Here is a 17,227-nt window from a genome sequence, read left to right as displayed (position 1 = left end):
TCTACGCAGACTCGCAATCCGCAATATGCGAGCATGGCTCGCTCCTGCAAGTGTGTAACGGTTATCGATGAAAACCCCCGTCTGGTTCCCCCAAAGCTTTTTCTCCCGCACCCTTTGGCTGGTGCTCATCGTCGTGCTGTTTTCCAAGGCGCTGACCCTGGTTTATCTGTTGATGAACGAGGACGTGCTGGTGGATCGTCAGTACAGCCACGGCGTGGCCCTGACGCTGCGCGCTTATTGGGCTGCCGATGAAGAAAACCGCGCGAAGATCGCCGATGCCGCGACCCTGATCCGGGTAGTCGGTGCCGGCGTGCCGGAGGGCGAACAGCACTGGCCCTACAGTGAAATCTATCAGCGGCAGATGCAGGCGGAGCTGGGTGCCGACACCGAAGTGCGCTTGCGCATGCACTCGCCACCGGCGTTGTGGGTGCGTGCGCCGAGCCTCGGTGACGGCTGGCTGAAAGTGCCGTTGTACCCGCACCCGCTGCGCGGCCAGAAAATCTGGAACGTGCTCGGCTGGTTCCTCGCCATCGGCTTGCTGTCCACCGCCTCGGCGTGGATTTTCGTCAGCCAGCTCAACCAGCCGTTGAAGCGTCTGGTGTACGCCGCCCGACAACTCGGTCAGGGCCGCAGCGTGCGTCTGCCGATCAGCGACACACCGAGCGAGATGACCGAGGTGTATCGCGCCTTCAATCAGATGGCCGAAGACGTCGAACAGGCCGGTCGCGAGCGCGAGCTGATGCTGGCGGGGGTCTCCCATGACTTGCGCACACCGCTGACCCGCTTGCGTCTGTCGCTGGAATTGATGGGCGATCGCAACGACTTGACCGACGACATGGTGCGCGATATCGAAGACATGGACGCGATTCTCGACCAGTTCCTCGCGTTCATCCGCGATGGTCGCGACGAGTCGGTGGAGGAGGTCGACCTGAGTGATCTGGTGCGTGAGGTGGCCGCACCGTACAACCAGAACGAAGAGAAAGTGCGTTTGCGTCTGGAGCCGATCCAGCCGTTTCCGCTGCGCCGGGTGTCAATGAAGCGCCTGCTGAACAACCTGATCGGCAACGCCCTGAACCATGCTGGCAGTGGCGTCGAAGTCGCGGCTTATGTGTCCGGTGATACCAGCGCACCGTATGTGGTGCTGAGTGTGATGGACCGGGGGGCGGGGATTGATCCGTCGGAGCTGGAGGCGATTTTCAACCCGTTCACCCGTGGCGACCGTGCCCGTGGCGGCAAAGGCACCGGGTTGGGCCTGGCGATCGTGAAGCGGATTGCTTCGATGCATGGCGGCAATGTCGAGCTGCGCAACCGCTCCGGAGGCGGATTGGAGGCGCGGGTGCGGTTGCCGTTGGGGTTGATGTTGCCGCGGGATGCGGTTTAACCGTTGAAAAAAAGATCGCAGCCTTCGGCAGCTCCTACAGGGTACGGATTCCCATGTAGGAGCTGCCGAAGGCTGCGATCTTTTGCTTTTAACCCTTGCCTTTGGTGCGAGTCATATTCGGCCCGCCATTTTTCTCAAGGTGTTCGATGATGATCCCCGCCACGTTCTTGCCGGTGGTGGTCTCGATCCCTTCCAGGCCCGGCGACGAGTTCACCTCCATCACCAGCGGCCCGTGGTTCGAACGCAGGATATCCACACCCGCCACCGCCAGCCCCATGACCTTGGCCGCACGCAACGCGGTCATGCGTTCTTCCGGGGTGATCTTGATCAGGCTGGCGCTGCCGCCACGGTGCAGGTTGGAGCGGAACTCGCCCGGCTTGGCCTGACGCTTCATGGCTGCGATCACTTTGTCGCCGACCACGAAGCAGCGGATGTCCGCACCGCCGGCCTCCTTGATGTATTCCTGAACCATGATGTTCTGCTTCAGGCCCATGAACGCCTCGATCACCGATTCGGCGGCCGTGGCGGTTTCGCACAGCACCACGCCGATGCCCTGGGTGCCTTCCAGCACCTTGATCACCAGTGGCGCGCCGTTGACCATGTCGATCAGGTCGGGAATGTCATCCGGCGAGTGAGCGAAGCCGGTGACCGGCAGGCCGATGCCACGACGCGACAGCAATTGCAACGAACGCAGTTTGTCCCGCGAGCGGGCGATGGCCACCGATTCGTTGAGCGGAAACACCCCCATCATTTCGAACTGGCGCAACACCGCGCAACCGTAGAACGTCACCGACGCACCGATCCGCGGGATCACCGCATCGAAGCCTTCGAGCGGCTTGCCGCGATAGTGGATCTGCGGCTTGTGGCTGGCGATGTTCATGTAGGCGCGCAAGGTGTCGATCACTACCATTTCGTGCCCGCGCTCGGTGCCGGCCTCGACCAGACGACGGGTGGAATACAGACGCGGATTCCGCGACAGCACAGCGATCTTCATGCAACACCTGTGGAGGAGGTAGATACCGGGAACACCGGCTTGTCTTGTACATATTTGATGCCCGGATTGACCACCAGCTGGCCATCGATCAGGGCTTTGGAACCGAGCAACAGGCGATAGCGCATGGACTTGCGACAGGCGAGGGTGAACTCGACTGCCCAGACCCGATCACCGAGGGCCAGGGTGGTGCTGATCACATAGCGCACCTGCGCCTGGCCGTTGGAGCTTTTAATGGTTTTGCGCGTCACCAGCGGCGCTTCGCAGCGCCGGTGACGCAACTGCACGACCGTGCCCAGGTGCGCGGTGAAACGCACCCACTTCTCGCCGTCGCGTTCGAACGGCTCGATGTCGGTGGCATGCAGGCTGGAGGTGCTGGCGCCGGTGTCGATTTTCGCCCGCAGGCCTGCGACTCCCAGATCAGGGAGTGCCACCCACTCGCGCAGACCGACAACGGTCAAATGGTCAAATGTCTTCAAAGGTAATCAACCGGCAGAAACCGCTCGGGCCGCGTACGGCCGAATTCGCGGTATTCACGCAGAATAAGGGTTAAAAGGCGACAGATTTCTACGGCCCGGATCGCCGACGCTTCAAGCAGGTATCGGCTGGTGCGCATTGTAATCCGGGACGGGGTAATTCATGGCACGACAGAAACGGTAGTACAGTTCATCAATATTTCAGAATGAGGAAATTCCATGGCACAAAAAAGCGAAGAGGACGACAAGGTCCGTCTCGACAAGTGGTTGTGGGCGGCGCGCTTTTATAAAACCCGGGCCCTGGCCAAAGCGGCCATCGAAAGTGGCAAGGTGCATTGCCGAGGCGATCGCTGCAAGCCTGGCAAAGAGCCACGCATTGGCGATGAATTCGAGATTCGTACCGGCTTTGAAGAGCGCACGGTGAGGGTTGAAGCCTTGTCGATCGTACGTCGCGGCGCACCCGAGGCGCAGACGCTGTATACCGAGACCGAGGCGAGTATTGCCAAACGTGAAGCGGCAGCGGCGATGCGCAAGGCCGGAGCGTTGGGCGTGAGCACCGATGGCAAGCCGAGCAAGAAGCAGCGGCGGGATCTGTTTAAATTTCGTGGGAACAGCCACGAATAGAAAGATCGCAGTCTGCGGCAGCTCCTACAGGACAATGTATTCCCATGTAGGAGCTGCCGCAGGCTGCGATCTTTTCAGCATTCAACCCATTAACGGGCAGACACCACACTCATCCGTGAAACCAGCGGCAGCTTGCCCAGCAAAGCGAAAATCGGTGCAGTCACCTTCAGCCAGAAGTTGGCGGCGTGACAGGCAAACGGCGTGTAGTAACCCCAGCCCAACGCCCACACCGCCAGCAGCATGCCGCCGATGTAATCGTCCTGACCCCAATGCGCGCCGGCGACCAGACGTGGCAGCATGAACAGCAGCGCCAGGCCCCAGACCGTCAGGAACTGGCCGATGGTACGGCTGAATACGCCCATGAACAGCGCCCAGATCAGCAGCACCGAAGCGTGATCACCGGGGAAGCTCTGGCTGGAGCGATCCTTCAGCTCCCAGGCTTTTTCCAGATGCGGGAAGTAGTCACTCAGGTGCACCGCGCCTTCCAGCACCATCGATGGGCTGCTGTGCTGCCAGTCCATGTAGTCGGCAAATTTGGAAAACAGCGCGCGAATCACCACCATCAGCAGCAGAATCGAGAAAAAACCGAAAAAGGCGCGACGTACATCAATCGCCTTGAACACCCAGTCACCCTTGATCAGCAGCGTCAGCAGAATCAGCCCGACGACAATGTCGAACGGCCGCAGACTTGCAATTGCCCAGATGTGGAGCCATATGGGGTTGCTGGCCAGTGGTGCATTGAGTGAGCGGAACAGCCACTCGTCGAAAATCACACACAGCATCTGGCCCGTAGGCCATAACCAGAAAGCCAGTAACGCTAATGGCACTGCGTTACACAGAACCAGCCGGCCGAGGTTCCACCTTGATTGGAACAAACCCGGATTGTTCATAAAATGCCTCCCGTGGCTGAACGTTTCGCACCAAATGGGTGCGGAGAAGCGCGGGATTTTCATCTTTTGTAACCATTTTGTCATCAATTCAGATACCCAGACCTATGACCGACCTACCGGATACCGACTACACCCAACGCTTCATCTTCGATGACAGCGACACTCGCGGCGAACTGGTGGCGCTGGAACGCAGCTACGCCGAAGTTCTCGCCAAGCACCCGTACCCGGAGCCGGTCGCGCAATTGCTGGGCGAATTGATGGCGGCTGCCTCGCTGCTGGTGGGCACCCTGAAATTCGACGGCTTGCTGATTCTGCAGGCGCGCTCCGAAGGGCCGATTCCGATGCTGATGATCGAGTGCTCCAGCGAGCGTGAAATCCGCGGCCTGGCCCGTTATCACGCCGACCAGATCGCCCCGGATGCGACCCTTGCCGACCTGATGCCGAACGGCGTGCTGGCCCTGACCGTCGACCCGACTGTCGGCCAGCGCTATCAGGGCATCGTCGACCTTGACGGCGAAAACCTGTCCGAGTGCTTCACCAATTACTTCGTCATGTCGCAACAGGTCGGCACGCGTTTCTGGCTGTACGCTGATGGCCGCCGTGCCCGTGGCCTGCTGCTGCAACAACTGCCGGCCGATCGCCTGAAAGACGAAGAAGAACGCGCCGCCAGTTGGCAGCACATCACTGCGCTCGGCAGCACCCTGACCGCCGATGAGTTGTTGAGCCTGGACAACGAAACCGTGTTGCACCGTCTCTACCATGAGGAGCAAGTGCGCCTGTTCGATGTGCAGAACCTGCGCTTCCGTTGCAGCTGCTCGCGGGAACGCTCGGGCAATGCGCTGGTCAGTCTGGGTCTGGAAGATGCTCAGGCACTGGTGGCCGAGCAGGGTGGCAAAATCGAGATCGATTGCCAGTTCTGCAACGAACGCTACCTGTTCGATGCCGCTGATATTGCTCAATTGTTCGCTGGCGCAGGCGTCGACACGCCGTCAGATACCCGGCACTAAAACGGTTCAGCGCAGGTAAATTCACTGCGTAACGACGGAATTTCGCCGTTACGACGGGAGGACCCTACTCTTTTTGGGCTTTTCTGGCATAATCCGGCCCACTTTTTTCGCGGTAGTAGTGCACGACTTTCTACTACAAAACGTTTGGAGCACACTCGGCCACTGGCCGACGGGGAACCTCATGACGCAAGCCAATAACGCCGTGTACACCGATCTGAGTGTTGATGATCTGGTTAAAGAAGCCCTGCAACGCGGTGAGGGCGAGCTTGCCGATACTGGCGCTCTGGTAGTCCGCACCGGTCATCGCACCGGCCGTTCGCCAGTCGATCGTTTCATCGTTGAAGAGCCTTCCACCCAGGCCGCTATCGCCTGGGGCCCGATCAACCGCAAGTTCCCGGCCGACAAGTTCGACGCGCTGTGGGCTCGTGTCGAGGCGTTCAACAACGCGCAAGAGCACTTTGTTTCCCACGTGCATGTAGGTGCGGCTGAAGATCACTACCTGGCCGTGAAAATGACCACCCAGACTGCCTGGCAGAACCTGTTCGGTCGTTGCCTGTTCATCAACCCGGCCCAGTACAACCCGGCCGGTCGTGAAGAGTGGCAAGTGCTCAACGTGGCCAACTTCGAGTGCGTGCCTGAGCGTGACGGCACCAACTCCGACGGTTGCGTGATCATCAACTTCGCGCAGAAGAAAGTGCTCATCGCCGGCATGCGTTACGCCGGTGAAATGAAGAAAGCCATGTTCTCCGTGCAGAACTTCCTGCTGCCAGCCGCTGACGTGCTGCCAATGCACTGCGCTGCCAACATCGGTGAAGAGGGCGATGTGACCCTGTTCTTCGGTCTGTCGGGCACCGGTAAAACCACCCTGTCGGCCGACGAAAGCCGTTACCTGATCGGTGACGACGAACACGGCTGGGGCGAAGGCGTGGTGTTCAATATCGAAGGCGGTTGCTATGCCAAGTGCATCGACCTGTCCGAGAAGAACGAGCCGGTTATCTGGAAAGCCATCAAACACGGCGCTGTGCTGGAAAACGTGGTCATCGACGACGCCAAGCACGCCGACTACGCCGATGTCAGCCTGACCCAGAACAGCCGCGCGGCCTACCCGCTGGAGCACGTTGCCAAGCGTTCCGAGAAGAACCTGGGCGGCGAGCCAAACGCTGTGATCTTCCTGACCTGCGACCTGACCGGCGTACTGCCGCCAGTGTCGATCCTCAACGAAGAACAAGCGGCCTACCACTTCCTGTCCGGCTACACCGCGCTGGTGGGCTCGACTGAAATGGGTTCGGGCAGCGGCATCAAGTCGACCTTCTCCACCTGCTTCGGCGCACCGTTCTTCCCGCGTCCGGCTGGTGAATACGCAGAACTGCTGATCAAGCGCATCCGCGGCTTCGGCTCCAAGGTCTACCTGGTCAACACCGGCTGGACCGGCGGCGGCTACGGCGTCGGCAAACGCTTCAACATCCCGACCACCCGCGCCGTGATCGCTGCGATCCAGAGCGGCGCGCTGATCGGTGCCGCCACTGAGCATCTGGACACCATCAACCTCGACGTGCCACTGGCCGTACCGGGCGTTGAAACCAACCTGCTCAACCCACGCAACACCTGGGCTGACAAGGCTGCGTACGACGAAGCCGCCAAGGCGCTGGCCGGTCTGTTCATCGAGAACTTCAAGAAGTTCGAAGTGAGCGACGCGATCAAGGCTGCGGGTCCCAAGTTGTAAGATTGGTTTGTAGTTATGAGAAAGCCGCCTCCAGGGGCGGCTTTTTTGTGGGCATTAAAGGGCACTAAACGCTGTTGCCATAAGGTCCTGTTCACGCTTGGATAGTCCCAATACACGTGCTACTTCCGGCCAGTTGCTGATCTCGGATTTAAAGTGCTCAATTATTTCTTCTGCATGTATCGAGCTCACCCGAAAATACCCCGCCACTTCCCTCGCCAGCTCCAGATCCAACGCGTTGTCAGCATCAGTGATGTTCAGCTTCAACCCATCTGCATCCGCTACCGGGTTCATGTCATACGCTGCCGACAAGCGCCATCCCCGACCGGGATCCAGAATAAATCCGTGATTACGCAGGTGGTCGTCGGTGTTGGATACGAGGATGTTGAAGACGATTCTCGACCATAACTCGCGAAGGTCTGCATTGGGCTCCGAACCGTGTTCCATGAGTACTTCCGCCAACTCAAGGTAGCTGGCGCCTGTTGACGCGTCGTCGCCGTCGGTGCGGTTGGTCAGTGTCATGGCTGAGGCGAAGTGGTGGCGCCCACCGCGTTCGGTTCGGTCAAAGCGTTTGACCAGAAAACAGTGGTTGTCGCTCGCGTAACGTCGTGCCATGCCGGTTGCGACACGTAGCCCGCAGTTGACCGCCAAGGCGTTCACCAGCATTTCCCAGCCTCCTACATCGTAGTCGTCTCGCGTACTGGGAAACTTGGCGATCCATAGTTGGCCATGCTCGTCGACCACACTGGCTTTTGGTCTGGCGCCGCCCAGTGAGCCACCCGGCGCGATGAGCATTCTTAGCCATTCGCGGCCATCGAGTGCGGTGTTGTCCGCGTCGTTTTCCAAGGCCAGGCTCGCCTGTTCCAGCGCACGTAATTCAACAAGGGGTGGGGCAGCAACGCCATCGCGATCGTCGAGAAAATTACCCTCGTCGTTGAGCTTGTAGCGGATGGCGCCGACGCGGAACTGGTCATGCACGCCAAGGAGATAGTCAGACTCGAATAGCTTGCTGCCCTTGGGAATCAAACCGTCGCGGATATCCCTCTCCAGGCGCCGCTTCATTAGCAGTTGGCCCCAACGATCAGGGCTTGAGTCAGCGAAGACGCCAAAACGAGTCTGATGTTGACCAGGAAACTGACGTCCTTCAAAAAGTCTGATTCGTGGGTCCAGCTGTGTGAAGCTTAACTCGGAGTCGGCCAGCGCTACGGGATCGTATTCAAACTCGAATACGTTGGTATTGCGTGTCTTACGGGCATGCAGGAAGCCGAGACGCCTGGCGCCATTCAACGATTCCCAATCTGCATAAACAGCGATCAGCGTCATTTTTCACCTGTGGTGGAACCTGGCTTTTTCTTCTTCAACAGATTGGAGAGAGTGTGCGTGTTGATTGGAAAGTCGTCCGGAAGTTTTGTTGTAGTAGCGGCATCGATGACGCTTGAAGTCTCGCTGTGATCGAATGCAGCTTTTTTTAACGTGCTGACTCCGCGTACTCGCTGTGGCTTTTTGATTGGGGATCTTGATGCAGGTATTAACTGAGCATCCTGTAGCTGGCGGCCCATTTCATCGGTCGCGGCAAGCTGATTCAGATCCTTTTCCAGGCCCAGCACCTGCATGACCGACAGATAAGCGCCGATGGTTACTCCTGATTCGCCTGACTCCAGATTGCGCAAGGTGGTCAGCGACATGCCTGACCGTTCAGCGACCTGCTTTGCCGTCAGCTTGCGGCGCAGACGAGCCAGCTTCAGCCGTTCTCCAAATTCGGACAGCAGTCGAGCGGAGGCGGGCAGAAGCGGTGCTGTTTTCTTGGCCATGTGGCAGTATTCCTTCATTTTTTTTCAATAACTACCAGAATAATAGCACTTAAGTAGAAGGTTGCCTTTTGGCGTGGAGTCGGCAATAACGGCTCTTATTAACTGCCATTATTCAAGCTTTTTTTCATGTAAACGGCCAGAATAATGCCACTTAAGCGCCGTAGATCACTCTTTGGAGTCAGCTAGTGTCGTGATGGTAACGATCAAGGATTTGCTGCCGAGCAGACAATGATTCAGCCGCATCGGCAGGCACCGTTTCAAAGCCTTCAATGCGTAAACTGGCGAGATAAAACGTCAGCGTGTTCTTTTCAGATATTTTCGGAGCAAGGGGCGAGTTGCAGCGCTGCGCGCACAAGTTCTCGTCCATTTCCTGCACGCTTTCCATCAGTGCATCAAAAAACTCGCTCATGGTTACTTCAATTTTTGATCACGTTTTTATTGATCGCTCTCAGGTTAGGCGTGAGAGCGACCGGAACACTGTCAGCCTCAGACCGGTGCTTTCCAGCCGAGCATCTGCTGCTGCGCGACCTGCAGCAGGTCACCGCCATCCTGCGTCAGCAGGTACAGGGCGTGAGTTATGTGGGGGATGTCTTCGACGTCGGCTTGTTTGAAACTGAGGCAGTAGAGGGTTTTCAGCAGGTCGCTGGAGGCGCGCAGGCGCTGGACGGCGCATTCGAGGATGTCTTGCGGGTTGGCCTCTGTGTCGATGATCAGGGACTTGGTGTCGGTGAGGCTGGATTCGAGTGAGCGGTAGCGATCGAGGGGAAGCGCGGTCCATGCTTTCATAGTGTGTATTCCAAATGTCGTGAGGATTCATCCCACCGTGACCAAGCGATGGGAGGCGAACTGTGTTCGGGTTGGTCAACCGAAGGAACACACAAGTCCGGCACGCTCAAAGGCGTCCCAAACACAGCCACCATCAAGCGTGCAGACATTTGAACTGCCGGCAGCATACAACGGACGCATTTATGTGTCCCTCCGGGTGACCAATCCCGAGCCGCTGATTTGCCAGCGACAGTCACGACTATAGATTTGTGCCCTCAAGCCGCGATAGGCGACAAAGAGTCATGGCGTGTAGGAACGGGATGAAGATTTCATCGGACGTTCCTACCGGTCCTTCATCGTTTTTCAACGTAAATGCTGATACGCCGAAATATCCAGCAAGCTGGTTGCCAGGCCGGTCGCCGGCTTGTAGATCTCGCCCTTCACGCTGGTGAACGGTACACCTTTGCTGCCCAGCGAAACGTAGCGCTCGTTTTGGTCCAGCTCGGTGAAGTAGGTGTAGGAATGTTTGTGCATCAGTGTGTATTTGGCTTCGTCGCGTGCGATGCCGTTGGTGAGGTTTTCCAGATCGACCTGGGTCAGATTCAAGGTTTTCTGCAGTCGTACGCCCCATCGTTTGAGGCAGGTTTCGGCGAGGTGGCGCACGATGCGTCCGGGCTCGGACAGCGCTTTCCGATCACTGGCGCCGGTCGGGACGCCGCCGCTGCTGGTGGCATTGCCGGCCATGGTGGCGTGGCGGCCAGCCATAGGATAGATGTAGGTTTTAGTGCCGGTAGCGGTCTGTGGGATGACGCAGCTGAAACCTTTGGAACGTTCGTCACGAGCATAGAACGCTACATACTCTTTGACGTTGGCCGCGAGTTTGACGCGCTCTTCCTGAAAGTTACCAATGCCCGGCACGGGATCAAGCGCAAAGATATTGATCGGGATGTTTTTCAGCAGGCTGTCCTCGAACATCGCATTGGCCAACATATGGCAACTGATGCCGCCTCGGCTCCAACCGACGAGGTTGACTTGATTAGGAATAACACCGTCCTTGCGGTGGGTTTTGATGATTCCTTCCTGTAATTGCTGCTGGGTAACGCTGCGATTACCGTAATTATATTTGCGCCAGAACCAGGAACCCTCGGATTTTACATCTTCGATCGGAATGCCGGCGGCTTTCAGCCGATTGTATTCGGCTTCCGTCAGTTGCTCGCGTTGCCAGTCGCACTTGCCCTTGATGATATTGAGCGCGTGCAACACGTTTTCTTCCCAGCCCTTGCCGAACAAGGTGCCGCTCAGGCCGTATTCCTTGGTCTTGGTGAACAGATCGTCGGCCTGCATGTTGCCGCTGCCGGGGCCATCGACCACGATCCACTCGGCAAACTCGTAGCCCGTATGATTGGCCGCCAAGGTGGAAATCAGTTCTCCGTCCCAGAAGTTTTCGTGGGAGACGTCGAATTTATTGGAACCAGTACCGCAGAAAAAGATAGTTAAAACAGTCATTGTGTTGCTCTCGGTTGAAGTAAGAGTCAACAACTTAGAGCTTTTATAGTTGTTTGTTAAAGCATTCTGTTGTTTCTGGATTTTAGTTTTATTAGTGTGTGTCTGTTTGTTGTGGTTTATGTTTTGCTACTTCGAGCAAGTCGCAGCCGTCCTGCACTAATAAATAGAGAGCGTTGACGATGTTAGGTATATCTTTCACGTCGGCCTGTTTGAAACATAAACAGTAAAGAGTTTCCAGCAGATCACTGGCGGCACGCAGTCGCTGGTCAGCGGCATCAAGCAGATCGCGATGGCTGGAGTGAGTATCGATGACCAATACGGGATTTTCGTTGTAGCAAGTCTTCAAGGGGCGATAGCGGGTAATCATGGTCAGGCTTGTCCTTTACAAAGGCACTCGGGCGGGGCTGATTCAGTGGTCAGTCGCGCCGGCCACTATAGAAGTGCGTGGCGAGCACTCACAAGAGCGCCGCAATGGACAGCGTTCGTAGGGGATTTTCCGAGGGCCGGGCATATGCCCTACAAGGTTTTGCGGCTTTTTTGAGGTGAAACCCCTAGCGCAGACATTTCCCACGGGATTCACAGGCGTTTCTTGGCAAATCTATGTATGGTGCGCGCCAGAATCTGTAGGACGTTTCCAAACGTCCGATACGCGCTTAAAGGGAATTGAGTATGCAGTGGCTACGTATGGCCTCGATTTTATTGCTGTGGGCCAGTGGTTGCCGTTTGGCCATGGCGTCTGATACTGGCAACGGCTGGATGTTTGCCGACCTTGAACGCACCGGTTGGCCCGATGCGCTTTCCAGCCAGACCGGTATCGATACCGCCTCGCGTGCCGAGGTCTTGATGTTCGGCAGGGCCTTGCTGGCCAGCGAAGCGCTGGACGAGGTAGGGCTGGACCAGCGACTGGGTGTGCCGCATGTGCAGCTCAAATCGATCAGGCAGGTGCGTGACGGTCTGTGGGATCGTTTGCTGAGCACCTATCGCAACGCCAGTCAGAACTGTGACGGGCAGCCGTTTTGTCCGCGCGTGCGCAGTGTTGCGGAACTGCGGCAATTGGCGGCGGCCTTTACCGGTGACATCAGCCCGGCTCATGCAATGTGGGCGAGCAAGAGCCAGAGCGCGCATGAACAGGTGTTGAACGAGCAGCTGCGAGTGGCGGTTTTACGGCCCTGAACCGGTAAGTTTGTATTGCTGTTGCGGGCCTCTTCGCGAGCAGGCTCGCTCCTACAGTGGGCCGAGTTGTCTGCGCCATTGGCTGTATCATCCCGTATTGAATTGACCCCGGCCTTTTCTCGACTCGCTGCGATCGCCCGCTAGGCTGTTGGCATCACAGCGGTCAACGGAGTGACAGCGAATGCACAACACCCTGGAACAGGTTTTCGGTTATCCACAGTTTCGACCCGGGCAGGAAGCCGCGATCAGCGCGGTACTGGCGGGACGTTCGGCAGCAGCGATTTTCCCCACCGGATCCGGCAAGTCGCTGTGCTATCAAGTGCCCGCGCTGTTGCTGCCGCATCTGACCCTGGTGGTCTCGCCACTGTTGGCGTTGATGCAGGATCAACTGGCATTCCTCAAGCGTCACGGCATCAGTGCCGGCAGCATCGATTCGGCACAAAGCCGCGATGACGCCAATGATGTGATGGCTCGCGCCCGTTCGGGTGAATTGAAGATTCTGATGATCTCGGTGGAGCGCCTGAAGAACGAGCGTTTCCGTAATTTTTTGCAGCAGGTGCCGATCTCGCTGCTGGTGATTGACGAAGCGCACTGCATCTCGGAATGGGGCCACAACTTCCGCCCCGACTATCTGAAACTGCCGGACTATCAACGCCAGTTCAACATCCCGCAAACCCTGCTGCTGACGGCCACGGCGACGCCGAAAGTCATCGCCGACATGCAAGCCAAATTCGCCATCGCTGCCGAAGATGTGGTGACCACCGGTTTCTATCGCCCCAACCTCAATCTGCTGGTGGAACCGGTGCGTGGCCAGGACAAGCGCCGGCGGCTGGTGGAGTGGATGGGCGTGCGTTCGGGCCAGCCGAGCATCGTCTACGTCACGTTGCAGAAAACCGCCGAGCACATCGCCGAACATCTGGGGCGCAATGACATACAGGCCGAGGCTTATCACGCCGGTTTACCCAACGATCAGCGCGAGGCGATCCAGAAGCGCTTCATGGCCGGGCAGTCCAGTTGCATTGTCGCGACCATTGCGTTCGGCATGGGCATCGATAAAGGCGACATCCGCAACGTGGTGCATTTCGACCTGCCGAAATCCATCGAGAACTACAGTCAGGAAATCGGTCGCGCCGGACGGGACGGACAGCCGTCGGATTGCCTGGTGCTGGCCAACCGCGACAGCCTCAACGTGCTGGAAAACTTCGTCTACGGCGATACCCCGGAGCGCGAGGGGATTCGTTGTGTACTGGAGGAAATACAGGCTGCCGCACCTGAAGGACAGTGGGAGTTTCTGCTCGGGCCGCTGGCCGACCAGAGCAATATTCGCACGCTGCCGCTGAAGACTTTGCTGGTGCAACTGGAGCTGCGCGGTTTGATCGCGCCGCGCTATGCCTATTACGCCGAGTACCGCTTCAAATACCTGCTGGAGCCGGAAGCGTTGCTTGAGCGTTTTGAAGGTGAGCGCAGGGATTTTGTCGCGGCCATCATCCACACCTCCAGCCGCGCACGTACCTGGGCCACGGTGAATTTCGAGGCGATGTACACGCAGTATTCGGCTGAGCGCAATCGGGTGGTCAAGGCGCTGGATTACTTTCAGGAGAAGGGCTGGGTCGAGCTGGAGAGCAAGCAGATGACCGAGGTCTACAACGTGCAGCACAGCGATTTCGACAGCGCTGTGTTGAGCGCTGAGTTGCATGCTTGTTTCACTCGACATGAACAGACTGAAATCGCGCGGATTCACGCCATGCTCGAACTGTTCGGCACTGAACGCTGCCTCGGTTATCGCCTGGCCGAGTACTTCGGCGACCACAATGCGCCCGAGCGCTGCGGGCACTGTTCGGTGTGTCACGGTGACGTCGCGCGGCTGCCGGCACCTCCCGGGTTGCCTGCGCTTGTGGATAAGAATTTCGCGGCGCTGTGCGGTGATTTTATCCACAGGCACGAACAGCACACCGGCAATGTGCCGACGGCGGAGCGCCTGACACGTTTTCTGTGTGGGATCAGTGTGCCGTTGTTCACCAGGTTAAAGGCGCGGACGATCTCGGGGTATGCGGCGCTGGAGGCGTATCCGTACGCCGAGGTTCGTAGTTGGGCTCAAGAACACCTCTGATCTGTCTGTAGGAGCTGCCGAAGGCTGCGATCTCTTGATCTTGCTGTTGAAAATCAAGATCAAAGGATTGCAGCCTTCGGCAGCTCCTATAGTGTGCGGCCTCAGGGCGATTGGGGTTTATCCATGCGCTGAATGTCGCTGATCACGGTAATAAATTTCAAAAATGCCCGTTGTCTGACTATGGTGAAGGCTGTCTCCGGATCGCCACAAGAGAACAACATGAGCCAGACATCCTTCGAGATTCAGCGAGCTGCCGTGATTGGCGCGGGCACCATGGGCCGCGGCATTGTCATGTGCCTGGCCAATGCCGGCATTGCCGTGCAGTGGGTCGATAACAATCCACAGATGCTTGAACAGGCGATGGGCACGGTGGCCGACACCTATGCACACAACGTGCGCCAGGGCCGGATCGATCAGGCCGAGGCAGACGCGCGTATCGCGCGGGTCAGCGTGGCGGCGGATTACGCGGCGATCCGCAATGTCGATCTGGTGATCGAAGCGGTATACGAAAACCTTGAGCTCAAGCAGAAGATCTTTCGCGAGCTGGATGGCCTGCTCAAGCCTGAGGCGTTGGTGGCAAGCAATACGTCGGCGCTGGATATCGACGCGATTGCCGCCGCAACAAGACGTCCATCGCAAGTGCTCGGCCTGCATTTCTTCAGCCCGGCGCACATCATGAAACTGCTGGAAATCGTCCGCGGAGCACAGACTTCACCGGCGGCGCTGGACGCGGCCCTGGCCCTGGGCAAACGCATGGGCAAGGTCAGTGTGGTGTCGGGCAACTGCCACGGTTTTATCGGCAATCGCATGTTGCATCCGTATGTGCTGGAGGCGCGCAAGATGCTGCTCGAAGGCGCTTATCCACAGCAGGTCGATGCGGCCTTGCAGGGCTTCGGTTTCGCCATGGGGCCGTTTCGCATGTATGACGTGGTCGGCATTGATCTGGAGTGGCGCGCGCGCGAATTGGCCGGCAAGGGGCAGGATGCGCCGGAAGTGCAGGTGGACAACCGCTTGTGTGAGATGGGCCGCTTCGGGCAGAAATCCGGCAATGGTTATTACCACTATGAACCCGGGAGTCGTCAGGCCGAGCATGATCCTGAAGTGGATGCGCTGGTGCTGGAAGTCAGCGAAGGGCTGGGTTTCCAGCGTCGCGAGATCGGCCCGGAGGAGATTCTTGAACGTTGCTTGCTGGCGTTGGTCAACGAGGGCGCGAAGATTCTTCAGGAAGGCATTGCCGGGGCGGCCCATGACATTGATCTGGTGTACCTGAACGGCTACGGCTTCCCGGCCGACAAGGGCGGACCGATGGCCTGGGCGGATCAGCAGGGGCTGGCGGACATTCATCAGCGCTTGCTGGCACTGCAGACGCGCCAGGGCGATCAGTGGCAACCGGCGCGCTTGATTGGCGAGCTGGCGGCGCAGGGTAAGGGGTTTGCTGAAGTTTAGTGTTAGAGCGAAAATCGGTCCCCCTCTCCCCCAAAGAGAGGTGAGGGGGGAAGGGAGACGATCTTCATTGCTTTCCAAACTTGAGTCCGACTCGAGTGCTCAGGTCGACTTATGGCGAATGAACACCTCGTTCAGTCCCCTCTCCCTCTGGGAGAGGGCCAGGGTGAGGGCAGGCGGCCTCACTAAAAAACAAGAGAACCAGCAAACATGTCCACCCCTCAGCGCAGCGACTACCCACACTTCCAGCCCATCACCACGCGCTGGCACGACAACGACGCCTATGGGCACGTCAATAACGTCACCTATTACAGCTTTTTCGACACGGCGGTGAATACCTACCTGATCCAGGTCGGCGGGCTGGATATTCATGACGGCGAAGTGGTGGGGTTTGTGGTCAGTTCGGCCTGTGACTACTTTGCCTCGATTGCTTTTCCGGACCTGATCGAGATCGGTCTGCGGGTCGGCAAGCTGGGTAACAGTTCGGTGCAATATGAACTGGCGGTGTTCAAGGTCGGTGACAGCGAGGCGTGTGCAGCAGGGCGTTTCGTCCATGTGTTCGTCGATCGGACGACCAATCAGCCGGTGCCGATTCCTGCTGATCTGCGGCAGGCGCTGGAGTATCTGGTGGTATGACAGGCAAAAAAAATCGCAGCCCTTGGGCTGCGATTTTTGCTTTCGCGCTTAACGCAACGCGTTAGTCGCGATAGTAGCGATGATGCTTGCGGTGGCCGTAGGCGTGGCCGCGGCCCGGGTGACGATCGCGGTAATAACCACGGTCACGATCACGGCCACGATCGTAATGACGATCGTCATCATTGCTCTGGTTGCCCATGTAGTTGCCGAGCGCGCCACCGGCGCCGCCACCTGCTGCGGCGCCGATCAGGCTGCCGGTGGTGCCGCCCATGCTGCGGCCGACCACGTTACCGCCGGCTGCGCCCAACGCACCGCCAATGGCTGCTTCACCACGGCTGTGTTTGTTGGCGCCGACCGCGCTACCACCCGCGCCGCCCAGGGCTGCGCCAATGGTTGAACCTGTGCTGCCGCCTAAAGACTGACCGACGACCGAGCCAAGAACCCCGCCCAATGCGCCGCCCACACCTGCTTCGGTGGTGCCTCCGGCAGAAGCGAAGCCACTGACCAGGCCAAGGGACAACAAGAGAATCGAGGAGAACTTCATAGAGGAGCCTCAAAGGGATGACGGCGCCGATCCTGAGGCTGTGTAACAAGGCTGACAATCGAAATCCGACGAATAGCACGACTTGTATACAATTATGCAAGTTGCTGTTTTGTATGCGGAACTTAAGCGATTTTCGTCGGTCTTTAGCTA

At 58.2% G+C, this 17,227-nt stretch carries 18 protein-coding genes; 8 read left to right on the top strand and 10 right to left on the bottom strand.

Annotated features, from left to right (window positions below; genetic code table 11):
• The first annotated feature begins 67 nt into the window (after positions 1-67).
• The gene (locus tag BW33_RS21005; RefSeq protein ID WP_003220639.1) at positions 68-1,381 is read left to right on the top strand and encodes an ATP-binding protein; all 1,314 of its coding nucleotides are present in this window, start codon (positions 68-70) and stop codon (positions 1,379-1,381) included.
• Between the two features lie 88 nt (positions 1,382-1,469).
• Here BW33_RS21005 and rimK read toward each other — a convergent pair whose 3' ends face one another.
• The gene (gene rimK, locus BW33_RS21000; RefSeq protein WP_007949201.1) at positions 1,470-2,375 is read right to left on the bottom strand and encodes a 30S ribosomal protein S6--L-glutamate ligase; all 906 of its coding nucleotides are present in this window, start codon (positions 2,373-2,375) and stop codon (positions 1,470-1,472) included.
• Positions 2,372-2,851 (bottom strand): retropepsin-like aspartic endopeptidase RimB, encoded by a 480-nt coding sequence (gene rimB, locus BW33_RS20995; RefSeq protein ID WP_003220644.1) that lies wholly within the window; start codon positions 2,849-2,851, stop codon positions 2,372-2,374. Before rimB ends, rimK begins: the two co-directional genes overlap by 4 nt.
• 216 nt (positions 2,852-3,067) lie before the next feature.
• Here rimB and BW33_RS20990 point away from each other — a divergent pair, with 216 nt between their 5' ends.
• The gene (locus tag BW33_RS20990; RefSeq protein ID WP_027611206.1) at positions 3,068-3,472 is read left to right on the top strand and encodes an RNA-binding S4 domain-containing protein; all 405 of its coding nucleotides are present in this window, start codon (positions 3,068-3,070) and stop codon (positions 3,470-3,472) included.
• A gap of 89 nt (positions 3,473-3,561) precedes the next feature.
• Here the strand turns inward: BW33_RS20990 and BW33_RS20985 are convergent, their stop codons facing one another.
• Positions 3,562-4,362 (bottom strand): phosphatase PAP2 family protein, encoded by an 801-nt coding sequence (locus tag BW33_RS20985; RefSeq protein ID WP_047600960.1) that lies wholly within the window; start codon positions 4,360-4,362, stop codon positions 3,562-3,564.
• Positions 4,363-4,466: 104 nt separating this feature from the next.
• On the opposite strand from BW33_RS20985, the gene hslO reads away from it, so the two are divergent.
• Together hslO and BW33_RS20975 are read left to right on the top strand one after the other, a co-directional pair.
• Entirely contained in the window at positions 4,467-5,369 is a 903-nt protein-coding gene (gene hslO / locus BW33_RS20980) for an Hsp33 family molecular chaperone HslO (RefSeq protein ID WP_047600958.1), read from the top strand.
• Positions 5,370-5,550: 181 nt separating this feature from the next.
• Positions 5,551-7,092 carry a phosphoenolpyruvate carboxykinase gene (locus BW33_RS20975; RefSeq protein WP_007964688.1) on the top strand — a complete coding sequence of 514 codons (1,542 nt, stop codon included), beginning with the start codon at positions 5,551-5,553 and terminating at the stop codon, positions 7,090-7,092.
• A 54-nt stretch (positions 7,093-7,146) separates the two neighbouring features.
• On the opposite strand, the gene BW33_RS20970 is transcribed toward BW33_RS20975, so the two are convergent.
• From BW33_RS20970 to BW33_RS20945, 6 genes are all read right to left on the bottom strand, one after another.
• Entirely contained in the window at positions 7,147-8,412 is a 1,266-nt protein-coding gene (locus BW33_RS20970) for a type II toxin-antitoxin system HipA family toxin (protein ID WP_047600956.1), read from the bottom strand.
• Positions 8,409-8,900: a helix-turn-helix domain-containing protein gene (locus BW33_RS20965; RefSeq protein WP_047600955.1), complete on the bottom strand. Its 492-nt coding sequence runs from the start codon at positions 8,898-8,900 to the stop codon at positions 8,409-8,411. Before BW33_RS20965 ends, BW33_RS20970 begins: the two co-directional genes overlap by 4 nt.
• Positions 8,901-9,078: 178 nt before the next feature.
• Positions 9,079-9,309, bottom strand: coding sequence for a YhfG family protein (locus BW33_RS20960; protein WP_047600954.1), 231 nt, complete (start codon positions 9,307-9,309; stop codon positions 9,079-9,081).
• Positions 9,310-9,386: 77 nt separating this feature from the next.
• Complete coding sequence (locus BW33_RS20955; RefSeq protein WP_047600953.1) at positions 9,387-9,686, bottom strand: hypothetical protein; 300 nt, start codon at positions 9,684-9,686, stop codon at positions 9,387-9,389.
• A gap of 342 nt (positions 9,687-10,028) precedes the next feature.
• Positions 10,029-11,171, bottom strand: a complete 1,143-nt coding sequence (locus BW33_RS20950) for a hypothetical protein (RefSeq protein ID WP_047600951.1) — start codon at positions 11,169-11,171, stop codon at positions 10,029-10,031.
• Between the two features lie 91 nt (positions 11,172-11,262).
• On the bottom strand, positions 11,263-11,538 hold the full coding sequence (locus BW33_RS20945) for a hypothetical protein (RefSeq protein ID WP_047600949.1): 276 nt from the start codon (positions 11,536-11,538) through the stop codon (positions 11,263-11,265).
• Positions 11,539-11,840: 302 nt separating this feature from the next.
• Between BW33_RS20945 and BW33_RS20940 the strand changes: the two genes are divergently transcribed.
• The 4 genes from BW33_RS20940 to BW33_RS20925 all read left to right on the top strand — a co-directional run bounded on the left by BW33_RS20940 (position 11,841) and on the right by BW33_RS20925 (position 16,533).
• Positions 11,841-12,344: a hypothetical protein gene (locus tag BW33_RS20940; protein ID WP_047600948.1), complete on the top strand. Its 504-nt coding sequence runs from the start codon at positions 11,841-11,843 to the stop codon at positions 12,342-12,344.
• Between the two features lie 181 nt (positions 12,345-12,525).
• Positions 12,526-14,454 carry a RecQ family ATP-dependent DNA helicase gene (locus tag BW33_RS20935; protein WP_047600947.1) on the top strand — a complete coding sequence of 643 codons (1,929 nt, stop codon included), beginning with the start codon at positions 12,526-12,528 and terminating at the stop codon, positions 14,452-14,454.
• A gap of 219 nt (positions 14,455-14,673) precedes the next feature.
• Positions 14,674-15,900, top strand: a complete 1,227-nt coding sequence (locus BW33_RS20930; protein ID WP_047600945.1) for a 3-hydroxyacyl-CoA dehydrogenase — start codon at positions 14,674-14,676, stop codon at positions 15,898-15,900.
• Positions 15,901-16,107: 207 nt separating this feature from the next.
• Entirely contained in the window at positions 16,108-16,533 is a 426-nt protein-coding gene (locus BW33_RS20925) for an acyl-CoA thioesterase (protein WP_047600944.1), read from the top strand.
• A 61-nt stretch (positions 16,534-16,594) separates the two neighbouring features.
• Here the strand turns inward: BW33_RS20925 and BW33_RS20920 are convergent, their stop codons facing one another.
• Positions 16,595-17,077, bottom strand: coding sequence for a glycine zipper domain-containing protein (locus BW33_RS20920; protein ID WP_047600942.1), 483 nt, complete (start codon positions 17,075-17,077; stop codon positions 16,595-16,597).
• Positions 17,078-17,227: the final 150 nt, after the last annotated feature.

The sequence above is a fragment of the Pseudomonas sp. RIT288 genome, assembly GCF_000631985.1.
In the GTDB taxonomy this organism is placed as follows: domain Bacteria; phylum Pseudomonadota; class Gammaproteobacteria; order Pseudomonadales; family Pseudomonadaceae; genus Aquipseudomonas.
The sequence above is the reverse complement of the archived record's forward strand: the minus strand, read 5'-3'. Positions and strand labels throughout refer to the sequence as shown.